Here is a 15860-nt window from a genome sequence, read left to right as displayed (position 1 = left end):
GACAATGCGCACCGCATGTCGTCGCCCGCCCCGTCCTCTGGCCTCAACCCGGCCCAGCTCGCCGCCGTCCACCACCTGGACGGCCCCTGTCTCGTCATCGCCGGGGCCGGCTCGGGCAAGACGCGCGTCATCACCACCAAGATCTGGCAATTGCTGCACTCGGGCTACCGACCCAGCCAGATCGCGGCCATCACCTTCACGAACAAGGCTGCGCAGGAGATGCGCGAACGGGCCAAGCACCTGGTCGGCAACCGCGCAGCCAAGGACCTGGCCATCTCCACGTTCCACAGCCTGGGTGTGCGCCTGCTGCGCGAGGAAGGCACGCGCCTGGGGCTGAAGGAGCAGTTCTCCATCCTCGACAGCGATGACGTGCTCAACGTGCTGAAGGATGCCGGCGGCACGACCGACGCCAAGCAGGCCCAGCGCTGGCAGTGGACGATCTCGCTGTGGAAGAACAACGGCATCGGCCCGTTGCAGGCCGCACAGATCGCAGCTGACGACGACGAGCGCGCGGCCGCCGCCGTCATGATGCGCTACCAGGAGCGCCTGGCCGCCTACCAGGCCGTCGACTTCGACGACCTCATCACGCTGCCGCTGAAGCTGCTGACCACCGACGCCGAGGCGCGCGAGAAGTGGCAGAACAAGCTGCGCTACGTGCTGGTGGACGAGTACCAGGACACCAACGCCGTGCAGTACGAGTTGCTGAAGGCGCTGGTGGGCGAGCGCGGCATGTTCACGGCCGTGGGCGATGACGACCAGTCCATCTACGGCTGGCGCGGCGCAACGATCGAGAACCTCAAGAAGCTGCCCACCGACTACCCGGCGCTGAAGGTCATCCCGCTGGAGCAGAACTACCGCTCCACCGGCGCCATCCTGCGCGCGGCCAACAACGTCATCGCGCTGAACCCCAAGCTGTTCCAGAAGAAGCTATGGAGCGAGTACGGCGACGGCGAGCCCATCACGCTGCTGGAGGCCGACGGCGAGGAGCACGAGGCCGAGCGCGCCGTGGCCCGCATCCAGCAGCTGCGCGCCGACGGCAAGGGGCCGGCCTTCAAGGACTTCGCCATCCTGTACCGCGCCAACCACCAGGCGCGCGTGTTCGAGCAGGCGCTGCGCCGCGCGCAGATCCCGTACAAGGTGTCCGGCGGACAGAGCTTCTTCGACAAGGCCGAAATCAAGGACCTGTGCGCCTGGCTGCGCCTGCTGGTGAACCAGGACGACGACCCGGCTTTCCTGCGCGCCGTGACCACGCCCAAACGCGGCATCGGCCACACGACGCTGGGGGCGCTGAGCACCTTCTCTGCGCAGTGGAAGTGCAGCATGTTCGAGGCGTTGTTCTCCGAAAGCCTGGCCACCGCCGTTACCAAGCGCGGGCTGGACAGCCTGCACGAGTTCGGCCGTGCCGTGAACGAGCTGCAGCACAAGGCCCGGCACACCGAAGGCCACACCGCCGCGCACGCGATGCTGATGGAGTGGCTCAAGGACATCGGCTACGAGCAGCACCTCGTCGACAACGAAGAAAACGAGAAGGTCGCCCAAGCGCGCTGGGGCAATGTGCTCGACTTCGTCGACTGGGTGTCCAAGCGCTGCGGCGGCCAGCAGAGCGAGGAAGGCGGCGTCAGCTTCACCGAGCCCAAGCAAAGCGTGCTGGATGTGGCCCAGACGATCTCCGTCATCCTGTCGCTGGCCGAGCGTGGGGATGAGCAGGACCAGGTGACGCTGACGACGCTGCACGCGTCCAAGGGCCTGGAGTGGCCGCATGTGGTGCTGGTCGGCGTGAACGAGGGGCTGCTGCCCTTCAAGCGCGAGGAGGTCGAGCTGACCGCCGAGGCGCTGGAGGAGGAGCGACGGCTGATGTACGTGGGCATCACGCGGGCGCGCACGACGCTGGCCGTCTCCACGCTGCGCCGGCGCAAGAAGGGCCGCGACACGGTGGTGGGCATCCCCAGCCGCTTTCTGGCCGAGATGAAGCTGCACGAGGAAAGCGGCCGCGAGGACCCGCGCGAGAAGCTCAAGCGCATGCGGGCCGAGTTGGCGGCCAAAGCCGCAGCGCGGGACGACAAACCCACGCCCTGAGCGACAGCGCCATAGATCATGGTCAAGGCCGGCTCGCCCATTCGCGGGGGGGCCCCCTCAGGCGCGTGAAGTCTTCACAACTCCGCCACGCTAGGCTGGGAACAATCCGTCGCAGAACTTACGCCCACGGCGAGCCCGCATCATGAAATCACTGTTCCTTGCTGCCGCTCTTGTCGCTCTGGCCGCCACCGCGCAGGCCTCTGCCGCCCGCGAACCCCAGACCCGGGCTGAGCACACGGTCGCCGTGATGGCGGACGCCGGCCGGATGAGCGCGACCAACCTGCCGGGCGCGCGCGAGGCGGGCGCCTGGACGGATGGGGGCCACACCGCGGTCAACCCGGACTTCGACGCGCTGAGCGCGGCCGTCGAGCCCGGCCAATGGCTGCTGGTGCTGGGCGTGGCAGGCTTTGCGGCGTTCCGCCCGGTCAGCCGCTGGCTGCGCCGCCAGGAACAACAGCGTCGCGCCAGCGCCCTGTCCAGCACGTTGCCGCGCCGCTGAACCCACGCTAGATCGCCAGCGGGTCCACGTCGACCGCCCACCTCAGCACGGCCCGGAATTCGGGCCGTTCGCGTTTCAGCGCGATCAACGCCGGCACCCAGGCGCGCAGGAAGGCCTGCAGCCGCCCGCGCTGGCCAGCCTCCACCAGCATCTGCATGCGCTCCACATCGGCCACGCGCGCCACGGCGTGCGGCACGGGTGGGTAGATCAGCACGCCGTCGTCCTGCAGCAGGCCCGCCGCGGCATCCAGAAACGCCTTCGCGGCCTCCGCCGTGCGCGCCTCGGCGCGCAGCAGGGCCAGATGCGAGAACGGCGGCAGGCTGGCCGAGCGACGCTCGTCGAGCTGGGTCTTGGCGAAGCGCACGTAGTCGTGCCGCGCCAGGGCCTGGTACAGCGCGTGATCGCGGTGCCAGGTCTGCACCCACATCTCGCTGGGCGATTCCCCCGCGGCATCGCGCCCGGCGCGGCCGCCGGCCTGCATCAGCAGCGCGAACAGCCGCTCGGGCGCGCGGAAGTCGCTGCTGAACAGCGCGCCGTCCGGGTTCACCGCCGCGACAAAGCGGATGCGCCGGAAGTCGTGGCCCTTGGTGATCATCTGCGTGCCGACGAGGATGTCGACCTCGCCGTCGTGCACGGCCTGCAGCTGCGCCTCCAGCTCGCCCTTGCGGCGCGTGGAGTCGGCGTCGATGCGCAGCACCCGGGCGCCGGGCAGCGCCTCGGCAAGCTGCTCCTCCAGCCGCTCGGTGCCCCGGCCGATCGGCGCGATGTCGTGGTTGCCGCAGTTGGGACAGGCGCTGGGCACGCGCTCGGTGAAGCCGCAGTGGTGGCAGCGCAGCGTGCGGTCGCGCTTGTGGAACACGCGCCAGGCGCTGCAGTGCGGGCAGTCGCTCTTCCACTGGCATTCGCCGCAGTGCAGCACGGGCGCGTAGCCACGCCGGTTCAGGAACACCAAGCTCTGCTCGCCGCGCTCCAGCCGCGCCTTCAATTCGGCCAGCAGCGGCGCGGTCAGCGCCGTCGTCACGCCGGCCGTGGCGGGCAGCGCCTTCATGTCGAACAGCTTCACGCGCGGCAAGGCGCCGCCGCCGATGCGGGCGGCCAGCGTCAGGCGTTCGTAACGCCCGCTCTCGGCGTGCTGCCAGCTTTCCAGCGACGGCGTGGCCGAGCCCAGCACGACCGGCACCTTCAGGTCGTGTGCACGCCACACGGCCAGGTCGCGCGCCGAGTAGCGGGCGCCGTCCTGCTGCTTGTAGGACGGGTCGTGCTCCTCGTCGACGACGATGAGCCCGAGGTCCGGCAGCGACGCAAACACCGCCAGCCGCGTGCCCAGCACGAGGCGCGCCTGGCCCAGGTGGGCCGCCAGCCAGTTCTGCAGCCGCTGGGCGGGCGTCAACGCGCTGTGCAGCGACACGATGGCCAGCGGCTGCGGCAACAGGGCCGCGAAGCGTTCCGTGAAGCGCGCCTCCAACTGCGGCGTCAGGTTGATCTCGGGCACCAGCACCAGCACCTGGCGGCCGGCCGCGAGTGCGGCCTCAGCAGCGCGCAGGTAGACCTCGGTCTTGCCGCTGCCGGTCACGCCGAACAGCAGCTGCGGCTTGGGCGCGGCAGCCGCCAGTTGCGCCTGGATGCGCGCGACCGCCTCGGCCTGTTCGGGCGCCAGCTCGGGCTTGACCGGTGTCGACGCAGCGGCCCCCGCCTTCTTCTTCTCCAGCTTGCGCAGCCGCGCCGCCAATTGGTCGGGCGACAGCTCGCGCAGTTGCGGGGGCAGCACGGCACTGGCCAGCTCACCCACGCTGCGCTGGTAGTAGCCGGCCGCAAAATCCAGCAATCGGCACCAATCCGCCCCCAGCGGCCGCAGGCCGGCAAACACCGCCGCCACGGGCCGCAGCGCCACCGCCGGCTCGCCCAGCGCCTCGCCGGGCCAGACGACGCCCAACAACTCGCGTTTGCCCAGCGGCACGCGAACCAGCGTGCCGGAGGCGAGCGCCTGCTCACTCGCATAGTCAAGCGGGGCGTTCAGGCCGCTGTGCTGCGGCGCATCCACCGCCACGCGCACGACCGTCGATGCCACGGCTTCAGACATGCACAGCTCCGGCTGTTTGATGAAGCGATGGCTCAGAAACCAGCGCCAAGTTCATGATTTGCAAGGCTTCTCGGGTTGCCCACAATTTCTGTGGATAACTTTGTGGGCAATTGCCGCGGGATCGCATCGTCCATGCCGAGCCGCGCTTGTTCAGCGCGACACCGCCTGCATGCATGGTTCTGGTGCCAGCCAACAAAATCAATCACTTAGCACGGATTCGGGAAAACTCGGATGGGCCACGCCGAAACAAGCAACTGGCCCGCTCGCCCCCTACTTTTTGGGGATAAGTCCGCGAGCAAGTGTGTGCAGTCGTGTGCTCAACGCGCCTGGCGCAGCCGCCGCGAGTGGCTGTGCACCTCGTCCACCAGCGCCGTGACGCTGTCCGGCGGCGTGAACTGGCTGATGCCATGACCCAGGTTGAAGATGTGGCCGCTGCCAGCCGCCGGCGTGCCGAAACTGTCCAGCACGCGGCGCGCCTCGGCGCGGATGGCCTCGGGCGGCGCGAACAGCACGTTGGGGTCGAGGTTGCCCTGCAGTGCGACGCGGTCGCCCACCCGGGCGCGGGCCTGGCCGAGGTTCACGGTCCAGTCCAGGCCGACCACGTCGGCACCGGCGTCGGCGATCTCGTCCAGCCACAGACCGCCGCCCTTGGTGAACAGGACGCGCGGGATGCGCACGCCCTCGTGCTCCGTCTTCACGGCCGCCAGCACCTGGCGCGAGTAGGCCAGGCTGAACTGCTGGAAGGCCCCGTCGGCCAGCACGCCGCCCCAGGAGTCGAACAGCATCACGGCCTGGGCACCGGCCTCGATCTGCGCATTCAGGTAGGCCGCCACGGCGCGCGCGTTGACGTCCAGGATGCGGTGCATCAGGTCCGGGCGCGCGTACATCAGGCTCTTGACCAGGCGGTAATCGTCGGAGCCGCCGCCCTCCACCATGTAGCAGGCCAGCGTCCAGGGGCTGCCCGAGAAGCCGATCAGCGGCACGCGGCCATTCAGCGCGCGGCGGATGGACGTGACCGCATCGAACACGTAGCGCAGCTTGTCCATGTCGGGCACGGCCAGCGCCGCGACAGCGGCCTCGTCACGCACCACCTTCGCGAACTTCGGCCCCTCGCCCTGCTGGAAAGACAGGCCCAGGCCCATCGCGTCCGGCACGGTCAGGATGTCGCTGAACAGGATGGCGGCGTCCAGCGGGAAGCGCTCCAGCGGCTGCAGCGTCACCTCGGTGGCGTAATCCTTGTTGGTGGCCAGCCCCATGAAGCTACCGGCCTTCTCGCGCGTCGCGCGGTATTCAGGCAGGTAACGGCCGGCCTGGCGCATCAGCCAGACGGGCGTGTGGTCGGTGGGCTGGCGCAGGCAGGCGCGCAGGAAGGTGTCGTTTTGCAGGGGGGCGAACATCACCGGATTATCGGCGCCACCCCCGAGCCAGCGCCTGATTCAGAGCAAGGCCAGGCTCTGCCGCCCCACCCAGCTCTCGCCCGGCTGCAATTCGATCGGGCGGCCGACGCAGGCCGCCTCCACGCACAGCATCTGCGACCAGTCCTGCGGCGGCATGTCCGCCAGCTTGGCGCAGCGCTCGGGGCCAGGGTTCCAGACCACCGTGTCGTCAAAGCCCTGCTGCTGCAGCGTCAGCTGGCGGCGGTCCTCGCTCACCAGCAGCGGCCGCTCCTTGACGCCGAAGTAGATGCGGTCCAGGTCCAGCACGCCCTTCTCGCCGGTCAGCAGCAGATCCATGCGCTGCAGCGCCTCGGTCTGCTTGACGGCATCAAAGTAGCGCAGCCCGGCGAGGCCCTCAACGCTGACGGCATCCAGGTCGCCCACGCGCAGATACGTGTGCAGCGCAGCGGTGAACTGCAGCGGCGCATCGCCGGGCTGGCCCAGGTTATCGCAGGCCAGCTCGATGTCGAGGCTGCGCCCAGACACCCGCACGCTGAGCTCCAGTTCGAAGGCATGCGGCCAGATCGCGCGCGTCGCCTCGCTATCGCGCAGCCGCAACACGGCCAGCGCATCGTCCTGCCCCTGCTCCTGGCTCACCAGCTCCCACTGCGCCGTGCGAGCAAAGCCATGCCTGGGCAGCGACCCACGGTCCGCGAACTGCGGGAAACATACCGGCACGCCGCCCCGGATGGCCTTGCCTGGCGCGTACTCGCTGCGCGGGGACAGGTAGAGCTGCTCCACGCCGCCAACCGGCTGCCACGACAGGAGGTGGCCGCCGTGCAGTGACATAGTGGCGGTAGCGCCATCGGGGGCAGTGAGTCGGACGGTATCGGTCGCGGTCATGGCATCAAGGCCTTCAGATGCTGCAAATGGAAACGGCAGGCGCGAGGCCTGCCGTTGTTGTCATACCCGGCAGAACCGGGTGACTTACTTCTTGCTGTTGAACTTGCGCAGCGCAGCAATCTGCGCCGCCAGGCCCATCAGTTCATTCTGGATCGCCGCCTGGTCCAGCTTGTCCTTGGCGTTGCGCAGCGCTTCTTCGGCGAGCTTCTTGGCCTCATTGGCCTTGGCTTCGTCGAGGTCCTTGCCGCGGATGGCGGTGTCGGCCAGCACGGTCACGCGGTGGGGCTGCACTTCCAGGATGCCACCGGCAACGAACACGAATTCTTCCTGGTCGTTGTCGGCGCGCTGGATGCGCACGGCGCCCGGCTTGATGCGGGTGATCAGCGGCGTGTGCTGCGGCAGGATGCCCAGCTCGCCACTCTCGCCCGGCAGGGCGACGAACTTGGCCTCGCCCGAGAAGATCTGCTCTTCGGCGGAGACCACGTCGACGTGGAGGGTTGCCATGTTCAATCTTCCTTAGCGAATGTTGAAGAAGGAGATCCGGGAGACGGGGTGCTGAGCACCCCGGTCAACCTCACTGGATCTTCTTGGCCTTCTCAAACGCCTCGTCGATGGTGCCAACCATGTAGAAGGCCTGCTCGGGAAGGTGATCGCACTCACCGGCGACGATCATCTTGAAGCCGCGGATGGTTTCCTTCAGCGGCACGTACTTGCCCGGGGTGCCCGTGAACACTTCGGCGACGTGGAAGGGCTGCGACAGGAAGCGCTGGATCTTGCGGGCGCGAGCCACGGCCAGCTTGTCTTCCGGCGACAGTTCGTCCATGCCCAGAATCGCGATGATGTCGCGCAGTTCCTTGTAGCGCTGCAGCACGGCCTGAACGGCGCGGGTGGTGCTGTAGTGCTCTTCGCCGACCACGTTCGGGTCGATCTGGCGCGAGGTGGAGTCGAGCGGGTCGACGGCGGGGTAGATACCCAGCGCGGCGATGTCACGCGACAGCACGACAGTGGCGTCCAGGTGGGCGAAGGTCGTGGCAGGCGACGGGTCGGTCAGGTCGTCCGCCGGCACGTACACGGCCTGGATGGACGTGATCGAGCCAACCTTGGTCGACGTGATGCGCTCTTGCAGACGGCCCATTTCCTCGGCCAGCGTCGGCTGGTAGCCCACGGCGGAAGGCATACGACCCAGCAGTGCGGACACTTCGGTACCGGCCAGCGTGTAGCGGTAGATGTTGTCCACGAAGAACAGCACGTCACGGCCTTCGTCACGGAACGACTCGGCGATGGTCAGGCCGGTCAGGGCCACGCGCAGACGGTTGCCCGGGGGCTCGTTCATCTGGCCGTAGACCATGGCGACCTTGGAGTCTTCGAGCTTCTCTTGCACGACGACGCCGGAGTCGGACATCTCGTGATAGAAGTCGTTGCCCTCACGGGTGCGCTCACCCACACCAGCGAACACCGACAGACCGCTGTGCGCCTTGGCGATGTTGTTGATGAGCTCCATCATGTTCACGGTCTTGCCGACGCCGGCGCCACCGAACAGACCCACCTTGCCGCCCTTGGCGAACGGGCAGATCAGGTCAATCACCTTGATGCCGGTTTCCAGCAGGTCCTGCGACGGGCTCAGCTCGTCATAGGCCGGGGCCGTGCGGTGGATGGAGGCGCTCAGCTCGGACGACACCGGGCCACGCTCGTCGATGGGGTTGCCCAGCACGTCCATGATGCGACCCAGGGTTGCTTTGCCCACCGGCACCTTGATGGTGTCGCCGGTGTTGTAGACCTCGGTGCCGCGGCGCAGGCCGTCGGACGAGCCCAGCGCAATGGTGCGGACCACGCCGTCGCCCAGCTGCTGCTGGACTTCCAGCGTCAGGGCCGAGCCTTCCATCTTCAGCGCGTCGTACACCTTGGGCATGTTGTCGCGCGGGAATTCCACGTCCACAACGGCGCCGATGCACTGAACGATCTTGCCGACTGCTTGAGTGTTAGCCATTTTTTCGTTCCTTCAATTCCGTATTGCTTGCCTGCTTGACCTGATCAGCCCACAGCGGCGGCGCCGCTGACGATCTCGGAGAGTTCCTTCGTGATCGCCGCTTGACGCGACTTGTTGTAGACCAGCTTGAGTTCCTTGATCAGGTTGCCGGCGTTGTCGGTCGCTGCCTTCATGGCCACCATGCGGGCGGACTGCTCGCTGGCCATGTTCTCAGCCACGGCCTGGAAGACCAGCGCTTCCGAGTAGCGCAGCAGCAGCTCGTCGATGACGGTGGCGGCGTCGGGTTCGTAGACGTAGTCCCACGAGTGGGCCGCCTTGTCCGTCGCCAGCTCATCGGCCTTCAGCGGCAGCAGTTGCTGCACAACCACTTCCTGCTTCATCGTGTTGATGAAGCGCGTGTAGCTGAGATAGACCGCCGACAGCTTGCCTTCCGCGTACGCGTCCAGCAGCACCTTCACGGGGCCAATCAACGTCTCGATATGAGGCGCATCGCCGAGTTGCGTGGCGTGAGCCACGACCTTGGCGCCGATGCGGTTCATGAAGCCAAAGCCCTTGCCACCGATGGCAACGACCTCGGTCTTCTGACCTTCGCCTTCAAGCTCCTTGAGCTTGTTGGCAGCGGCGCGCAGCACGTTGGTGTTCAGACCACCGCACAGCCCCTTGTCCGTCGTGACGACCACCATGCCGGCCGTCTTCGCACCGTCGTTCTTCACGAGGAAGGGGTGGCGGTACTCCGGATTGGCCTGGGCGAGCTGGGCGGCGATGTTGCCGACCTTCTCAGCGTAGGGGCGGGCCGAGCGCATCCGTTCCTGCGCCTTGCGCATCTTGGATGCGGCGACCATCTCCATCGCCTTGGTGATCTTCTTGGTGTTCTCGACCGACTTGATCTTGCCGCGGATTTCTTTGCTTGAAGCCATTCGAACTCCTAGTCAGTGCGGGGTTGAGTGTGGAGGCTCAGCCCCGCTGTTCCGTGGCTTCAGGCGAAGGACTTCTTGAAAGCCGTGATGGCGGCGTTCAGTTCGGCCTCGGCGTCCTTGTCCATCGCCTGCTTGGTCTCCAGCGTCTGGAGCAGTGCGGCGTGGCTGGTCTTCAGGAACTGGTGCAGACCGTGTTCGAAGGCCAGAACCTTCTTCACTTCGATGCTGTCCATGAAGCCCTTGTTGGCGGCGTACAGCGAAGCGGCCATCAGCGAGATGGGCAGCGGCGAGTACTGGGCCTGCTTCAGCAGTTCCGTCACGCGGGCACCGCGGTCCAGCTGCTTGCGGGTGGCTTCGTCCAGGTCGGAAGCGAACTGCGCGAACGCGGCCAGCTCACGGTACTGGGCCAGGTCGGTACGGATACCGCCCGACAGCGACTTGATCAGCTTGGTCTGGGCAGCACCACCGACGCGCGACACCGAGATACCGGCGTTGATGGCGGGGCGGATACCGGCGTTGAACAGGTTCGTTTCCAGGAAGATCTGGCCGTCGGTGATCGAGATCACGTTGGTCGGCACGAACGCAGACACGTCACCGGCTTGCGTTTCGATGATCGGCAGGGCCGTCAGCGAACCCGTCTTGCCCTTGACTTCACCCTTGGTGAACGCTTCGACGTAGTCGGCGTTCACGCGGGCGGCACGCTCCAGCAGGCGGCTGTGGAGATAGAACACGTCGCCAGGGAAGGCTTCGCGGCCCGGCGGGCGGCGCAGCAGCAGCGAGACCTGGCGGTAGGCCACGGCTTGCTTGGACAGGTCGTCGTAGACGATCAGGGCGTCTTGACCGCGGTCGCGGAAGTACTCGCCCATCGTGCAGCCGGAGTAGGCCGACACGTACTGCATGGCAGCGGAGTCAGAGGCCGAAGCGGCCACGACGATGGTGTACTCCATCGCGCCGGCTTGCTCGAGAGCACGCACGACGTTCTTGATGGACGACGCCTTCTGGCCGATGGCGACGTACACGCAGGTCATGTTCTGACCCTTCTGGTTGATGATCGCGTCGATGGCGACAGCGGTCTTACCAGTCTGGCGGTCGCCAATGATCAGCTCGCGCTGACCACGGCCGACGGGCACCATGGAGTCGATCGACTTCAGGCCGGTCTGGACCGGCTGGTCCACCGACTTACGGGCGATCACGCCCGGAGCAACCTTCTCGATGACGTCGGTCATCTTGGCGTTGATCGGGCCCTTGCCGTCGATGGGCTGACCCAGCGCGTTCACGACGCGGCCGATCAGCTCGGGGCCGACGGGCACTTCCAGGATGCGGCCCGTGCACTTCACGGTGTCGCCTTCCGAGACGTGTTCGTAGGCACCCAGAATCACGGCGCCGACGGAGTCGCGCTCGAGGTTCAGGGCCAGACCGAAGGTCTGCGTGCCGTCAGCGGCGGCCGGGAATTCGAGCATTTCGCCCTGCATCACGTCCGACAGGCCGTGCACACGGACGATGCCGTCCGAGACCGACACGACGGTGCCCTGGTTACGGATGTCCGCGCTCGGGGCCAGGCCCTCGATGCGGCTCTTGATCAATTCGGAAATTTCTGCAGGGTTCAGTTGCATGTCGGTCTCCCGACCTGGCGCCCAGGCGCCAGGTGGTTGGGTGTTTAGGCAATCAACGCGGTCTTCATGCGCTCCAGACGGGCACGCACGGAGGTGTCGAGCACTTCGTCGCCGACGGTGGCGCGCACGCCGCCGATCAGCGTCGCGTCGACACGCACATCCAGCTTCAGCTTGCGGCCGAAGCGCTTCTCCAGCACTTCGGTCAGCTCGGCGAGCTGGGCAGCGTCCAACGCATAGGCGCTGTCAACCTGCGCCTCGGCAACGCCCAGGGCGCCGGCCGCCAGCGTGTGGAACTGCGCGACCGCGGCCGGCACAGCATCCAGCCGGCGGTTCTCGACCACCGTCTGCAGGAAGTTGCGCACGCCGGGCAGCAGGGACTGGCCCAACTGCTTCTCTGCGGCTTCGGCAGCCACGGCGACGACCTGTTCAGCCGCCGTCTTGGGATGGTCGGCGAACTGGCGCAGCGCGGCGTCACCCGCCACGGCGGCCAACGCGTCGAGCTGACCGCGCCAGGCGGCCAGGTCGGCGTTGCGGGCAACCTGGAACAGCGCCTCAGCGTAGGGGCGGGCGATGGTGGCGAGTTCTGCCATGGTCAGAGCTCCTGCTTCAGACGCGCCAACAGATCGGCGTGGACGCCGGCGTTGACTTCCTTGTGCAGGATGGCCTCAGCGCCCTTCACGGCCAGCACGGCGACCTGCTCGCGCAGGGCCTCGCGGGCACGCACGACCTGCTGGTCGGCTTCGGCCTTGGCCTGGGCAATGATCTTGGCTGCCTCGTCCTCGGCACGCTTCTTGGCCTCCTCGACGATGGCTGCAGCGCGCTTTTCGGCGTCGCCCAACAGCTTGGTCGATTCGGTGCGCGTCTGCGCCAGCTGAGCCTCAACCGCCTTGTTGGCCGAAGCCAGCTCGGTCTTGGCGCGATCAGCGGCGGCCAGGCCGTCGGCGATCTTCGCGGCGCGCTCGTCGAGCGCCTTGGCGATGACGGGCCAGATGAACTGAGCCGTCACCCATGCCAGGATCGCAAACGGGATCCACTGGATCCACAGTGTTGCGTTGATGTTCACGGCTTATCTCCTTTCAAGCCTGAAAGGGGCCGGTGATTACTTCGGCAGGTTGGCCAGCAGGGTCGCGGCGAACGGGTTGGCGAAGGCGAACAGCAGGGCGATAGCAACGCCGATCAGGAAGGCCGCGTCGATCAGGCCGGCCAGGATGAACATCTTGGTCTGCAGCTGGTTCATCAGCTCAGGCTGACGGGCCGAGGACTCCAGGAACTTGCCGCCCATCAGCGCGATGCCGATCGAAGCGCCGATGGCGCCGAGGCCCACGATGATGCCGCAAGCCAGAGCAACCAGACCGAGGATGTCGTTCATTTGAAATCTCCTAGAGACAGTGAAGAAAAAAGGAAAGGGAACAGGGAAGAAAAATCAGTGATGGTCGTGCGCTTGACCGATGTAGATCAGCGTGAGCATCATGAAGATGAACGCTTGCAGCACGATCACGAGGATGTGGAACAGCGTCCAGATCGTGCCGGCCACGACATGGCCGAAAGCCATGCTGAAACCCGTCACGCTCATCGCGAACGCGCCACCCATCAGCGCGATCAGCATGAACACGAGTTCACCGGCAAACATGTTGCCGAACAGCCGCATGCCGTGGGACACGGTCTTGGCCAGGAACTCGATCATCTGCATCAGGAAGTTGAACGGCCACAACGCCCAGTGGTCGCCGAACGGCGCGGCGATCAGCTCGTGACCCCAGCCGCCCAGACCCTTGATCTTGACGCTGTAGTAGATGCACAGCAGCAGCACGAAGGTGGACATGCCCAGCGTGGTGGACAGGTCGGCCGTCGGCACGACGCGCAGGTAGTCCTTGAAGCCCAGGGCTGGGCCGGCGGTGTGCCACAGCTGCGGCAGCGCATCGACCGGCAGCATGTCCATGAAGTTCATCAGGAAGATCCAGACGAACACCGTCAGCGCCAGCGGGCCGACGAAGGCGCGGCTCTTGGCGTTGTCGATCACGCTCTTGGCCTGGTTGTCGACCATCTCGAACAGGATCTCGACCGCAGCCTGGAAGCGGCCCGGCACGCCGGACGTCGCCTTGCGCACGCCCAGCCACAGCAGGAACACGCCCAGGAAACCCAGCACCGTGGCAAACACCAGCGAGTCCAGGTTGTAGAGGCTGAAGTCAACGATGTCCTTCTGCTTCACGCTCTCGAACGCGAAGTTCTTCTGCAGGTGCTGCAGATGGTGGGTGATGTACTCACCGGCGCTGGGCGCGTGCTGTTCGCTGCTCATCGTCTATGACTCAATTCGTTCGTTGAACGGCCCGGCTCAACCACCACCAGGCCCCCAGATGTACCTTCAGGCACGCGATCAGCGCCACCAGCAGAGCTGGCCAGCTCAGATCCCGCACCAGCCACGCCGCCGCCACCAGGATGACGACCGCGAGGCCCACTTTGATCAGTTCCCACACGAGGAACGACAGGAACGCTGCCTGAGCCTGAGCGGCCGGGCGACGCAAACCCCAAGCCATGACGGCATGGGGCAACACCACCGCAACCGCGCCCCAGACCGTGGAGCGCACCTGCTGCGCGGGCGCGGAACCGAAAAGCCACCACGCCAGCACCAACAAGCCACCGACCCCCGCCTGGAGGGCCACCACGCGCCAAGGCGAGAGGGGCTTTTCGCGCGCCAGCAGGGCTTGCACCTGCTGGGCGGTCCAGGGCGGCACGGGCACGGAGTCAGGCGCGTCGTCGTCCCACGGGCTGACGGGGCTGCTGGCAGGGCGAACCTCAGGGCTGGCAGTCATGTCGGCGTTGACGGGACAAAGGGCGCCGACACAAATGCCGGCCGGCAAAACCACGGGAGTATATGTGGTTACCCGCACTTTCCCAAAAGGAACGCCACGCGCGAGCCAGCAACCCCCGGTCAACGGGGGGGCGAACGGGGCCGGCTGCGTCAGAGCTTGCAGCGCTGCGCGGGCAGGCCCGGCACGTCCACGCGCAGCGTCAGCACGGCACCGGCCCAGGGCTCCCGGGCCAGCTCATCGGCGGGCCGCTTGTCGCACGCCGTCGTGATGAACAGCGTGCGCCGATCCGGCCCACCGAAGCAGGGCATCGTGGGGCAGCGCACCGGCAACGCGATGTCGGCCAGCAGTTGGCCGTCGGCGGCATAACGCAGCAGTCGCGCGCCTTCAAACATGGCCACCCAATAGGCGCCCGCCTCATCCACGGCCGCCCCGTCCGGGCGGCCGCCATAGCTTGCCAGCGGCTGGTCAACCGCGCGCGGCTCGAAGCGGGCGAAGACCTGCGCCTCGCCCAGCGTGCCGGCCTCGGCGTCGAACGGGTGGCGCCAGATCGTGTGCGCCTTGGTGTCGCTGCGATAGACGGTGCGGCCATCCGGGCTCCAGGCCAGGCCGTTGGAGGTCACGATGCCGTCCAACTGCGCTTGGGCACCAGCAGCGTCGACGCGCCAGAGCGCGGCCTCGGGCTCGCGCGCGTCGCTGAGCGCGCCGATCCAGAAGCGCCCGGCGGCGTCGGGCTTGCCATCGTTGTAGCGCTGGCGCGCCGGGTCGTAGGGCGGCGCGGCGAGCAGCGTCTGAGCGCCGGTTGTGGTGTCCAGCGCCCACAGGCCATCGCGCCGCGCGACGACCAAGCCACCGCCCTCGCGAGCAGCGATGCAGCCGGGCTCGGCGGCCTGCGGGAAGACGTCGGGCACCTCTGCCCCTTCGCGCCAGCGCAGCACCTGGCGGCCGGGGATGTCCACGCAGTAGAACTGCTGCTCGTCGGGATGCCAGAGCGGCGATTCGCCCAGCAGGCAGCGGTGGGCGCCCAGGGGCCGGATGTCGTAGTCGAGTGCCATGGCCGGCACTCTAGGCTGTTATCCGAAGTAACTCGGGCGGAAGCCGCCCAGATCCACCTTCAGGTAGTGCGCACCGGGAATCGGGTTGAAGTAGAACGGCGGCACCTCGACGAAGCCCAGGCTTTCGTACAGGCCACGTGCGGCCTCCATGTCATCCAGCGTGTCCAGCAGCATGGACGAATAGCCCGCTTCGGTGGCGCGGTCCATCAGGTTCTGCGCCAGCAGCCGGCCCAGGCCGAAACGCCGGAAGGCCGGGCGCACGTACAGGCGCTTCATTTCGCAGGCGTTGGGGTAGTCGGCATCGGGCAGCGGCCGGAAGGCGCCGCTGCCCGCCACCGCGCCGTCCACCAGCGCCAGCAGCATCAGCCCGCCGGGCGCGGCATAGGGCCCCGGCAGCGCCGCCAACTCCTCCTCAAAGCCCTGGAAGCACAGGTCCACCTGCAGGCTGTTGGCGTAATCGCGCAGGATGTGACGGGTCTCCTGCCAGTCCTCGGGCGACTCGGGAATGATGAGCTGGATGTCTGGGCCGGACATAGCGGCGCAGTGTAGC

Annotated in this window: 16 protein-coding genes; 2 read left to right on the top strand and 14 right to left on the bottom strand. The window is 67.2% G+C overall.

The features are described 5' to 3' along the window. The first annotated feature begins 15 nt into the window (after positions 1–15). Together NYO99_RS09940 and NYO99_RS09935 are read left to right on the top strand one after the other, a co-directional pair. The gene (locus NYO99_RS09940; RefSeq protein WP_268167026.1) at positions 16–2076 is read left to right on the top strand and encodes an ATP-dependent helicase; all 2061 of its coding nucleotides are present in this window, start codon (positions 16–18) and stop codon (positions 2074–2076) included. 142 nt (positions 2077–2218) lie between these two features. Further along, positions 2219–2575 carry a hypothetical protein gene (locus NYO99_RS09935; protein WP_268167025.1) on the top strand — a complete coding sequence of 119 codons (357 nt, stop codon included), beginning with the start codon at positions 2219–2221 and terminating at the stop codon, positions 2573–2575. Positions 2576–2582: 7 nt separating this feature from the next. Here the strand turns inward: NYO99_RS09935 and NYO99_RS09930 are convergent, their stop codons facing one another. From NYO99_RS09930 to NYO99_RS09865, 14 genes are all read right to left on the bottom strand, one after another. Continuing rightward, positions 2583–4655 carry a primosomal protein N' gene (locus tag NYO99_RS09930; RefSeq protein WP_268167024.1) on the bottom strand — a complete coding sequence of 691 codons (2073 nt, stop codon included), beginning with the start codon at positions 4653–4655 and terminating at the stop codon, positions 2583–2585. Positions 4656–4972: 317 nt separating this feature from the next. After that, entirely contained in the window at positions 4973–6052 is a 1080-nt protein-coding gene (gene hemE / locus NYO99_RS09925) for a uroporphyrinogen decarboxylase (RefSeq protein ID WP_268167023.1), read from the bottom strand. A gap of 39 nt (positions 6053–6091) precedes the next feature. Continuing rightward, positions 6092–6934, bottom strand: a complete 843-nt coding sequence (locus tag NYO99_RS09920; protein ID WP_268167022.1) for a D-hexose-6-phosphate mutarotase — start codon at positions 6932–6934, stop codon at positions 6092–6094. Between the two features lie 84 nt (positions 6935–7018). After that, on the bottom strand, positions 7019–7438 hold the full coding sequence (locus NYO99_RS09915) for a F0F1 ATP synthase subunit epsilon (protein WP_268167021.1): 420 nt from the start codon (positions 7436–7438) through the stop codon (positions 7019–7021). A 70-nt stretch (positions 7439–7508) separates the two neighbouring features. Beyond that, positions 7509–8921, bottom strand: a complete 1413-nt coding sequence (gene atpD, locus NYO99_RS09910; protein WP_268167020.1) for a F0F1 ATP synthase subunit beta — start codon at positions 8919–8921, stop codon at positions 7509–7511. 44 nt (positions 8922–8965) lie between these two features. Then, positions 8966–9838: a F0F1 ATP synthase subunit gamma gene (atpG, locus tag NYO99_RS09905; RefSeq protein WP_268167019.1), complete on the bottom strand. Its 873-nt coding sequence runs from the start codon at positions 9836–9838 to the stop codon at positions 8966–8968. Between the two features lie 59 nt (positions 9839–9897). Continuing rightward, positions 9898–11451, bottom strand: a complete 1554-nt coding sequence (gene atpA / locus NYO99_RS09900; RefSeq protein ID WP_268167018.1) for a F0F1 ATP synthase subunit alpha — start codon at positions 11449–11451, stop codon at positions 9898–9900. Between the two features lie 44 nt (positions 11452–11495). Continuing rightward, positions 11496–12041 carry a F0F1 ATP synthase subunit delta gene (locus NYO99_RS09895; RefSeq protein WP_268167017.1) on the bottom strand — a complete coding sequence of 182 codons (546 nt, stop codon included), beginning with the start codon at positions 12039–12041 and terminating at the stop codon, positions 11496–11498. A 2-nt stretch (positions 12042–12043) separates the two neighbouring features. After that, positions 12044–12514, bottom strand: coding sequence for a F0F1 ATP synthase subunit B (locus tag NYO99_RS09890; protein ID WP_268167016.1), 471 nt, complete (start codon positions 12512–12514; stop codon positions 12044–12046). Between the two features lie 36 nt (positions 12515–12550). Then, on the bottom strand, positions 12551–12820 hold the full coding sequence (gene atpE / locus NYO99_RS09885) for a F0F1 ATP synthase subunit C (protein WP_268167015.1): 270 nt from the start codon (positions 12818–12820) through the stop codon (positions 12551–12553). A 54-nt stretch (positions 12821–12874) separates the two neighbouring features. Continuing rightward, positions 12875–13744, bottom strand: coding sequence for a F0F1 ATP synthase subunit A (gene atpB / locus NYO99_RS09880; RefSeq protein ID WP_268167014.1), 870 nt, complete (start codon positions 13742–13744; stop codon positions 12875–12877). A 10-nt stretch (positions 13745–13754) separates the two neighbouring features. Continuing rightward, positions 13755–14156, bottom strand: a complete 402-nt coding sequence (locus NYO99_RS09875) for an ATP synthase subunit I (RefSeq protein ID WP_268167013.1) — start codon at positions 14154–14156, stop codon at positions 13755–13757. Positions 14157–14407: 251 nt separating this feature from the next. Further along, on the bottom strand, positions 14408–15310 hold the full coding sequence (locus NYO99_RS09870) for an SMP-30/gluconolactonase/LRE family protein (RefSeq protein WP_268167012.1): 903 nt from the start codon (positions 15308–15310) through the stop codon (positions 14408–14410). An 18-nt stretch (positions 15311–15328) separates the two neighbouring features. Beyond that, on the bottom strand, positions 15329–15844 hold the full coding sequence (locus NYO99_RS09865) for a GNAT family N-acetyltransferase (RefSeq protein ID WP_268167011.1): 516 nt from the start codon (positions 15842–15844) through the stop codon (positions 15329–15331). Between the last annotated feature and the right edge of the window lie 16 nt (positions 15845–15860).

Source organism: Roseateles hydrophilus, assembly GCF_026712245.1.
Classification (GTDB): Bacteria; Pseudomonadota; Gammaproteobacteria; order Burkholderiales; family Burkholderiaceae_C; genus Pelomonas; species Pelomonas hydrophilus.
The sequence above is the reverse complement of the archived record's forward strand: the minus strand, read 5'-3'. Positions and strand labels throughout refer to the sequence as shown.